This is a genomic window from Rhodoplanes sp. SY1, from assembly GCF_046000175.1.
Classification (GTDB): Bacteria; Pseudomonadota; Alphaproteobacteria; order Rhizobiales; family Xanthobacteraceae; genus Rhodoplanes.
Genome location: NZ_JBEOMB010000311.1, coordinates 1 through 670 on the forward strand (window position 1 = coordinate 1; position 670 = coordinate 670).

The 670-nt window shown below is 63.6% G+C and carries 1 protein-coding gene; it reads left to right on the plus strand.

The features are described 5' to 3' along the window. Positions 1-342 precede the first annotated feature (342 nt). The coding region (locus ABTU92_RS29320) for a hypothetical protein (RefSeq protein WP_408095075.1) at positions 343-670 on the plus strand (328 nt) is incomplete at its 3' end.

The window sequence follows — 670 nt, forward strand, 5'->3', positions numbered from 1 at the left end:
GGGCGTGGAACTCGAGCGCTTCCTCTTCGGTCAGGCCCGACAGGCTTCTGGTCGATTCAGCCATCTTCAGTCTCTCCGATAGAGCCCGCCGAGACGATGCATGGGCGGGCGGTTGCGCCGTGGCGGTCGTCGCCGCGGCGGTCTCGCGTCCGGCGAGCCGGATCGCGAAGGGTGTCGACGCCGTCGCGCCTACTCGACGCCGGAGATCCCGTCCGGCCGAGGGTCTGGTCGATCGCACTGGTAGCGGTCGTGGCGCGACGCGACCGACTGCCGGCCCGCGTCGATGATCGATGATCTACAATGATTGTATTCTTTGCTGGACACCGCCGACTGTCAACGACAATGGACGAGATCGATTTTTCGAAGACGCGCATCGAAGCAGAACACCGTACCAAATATCGAGCAACGGACGTTCTCGCGCGTTGGCATCGCCGTCTCGAGCCATCGCCGAGCGATGCGACGCCGGACAGCTCGAAAGACCAGTTTCAGGTCTCCGGAAGACGAAATTCGACAAGAAACATGTCGAAGAGAACCTTCGCAGATCGGCAACGTTCTTTGCGCGGACGTTCCGACCGGTCGGCGCCGGGCACACGGCGCTGCGAACCGATCGGACCGGAGCCTCCGCTTCCTGCACGAGTGTTGCAGTTCCGCAACCTCCGCCCGCGCTGCC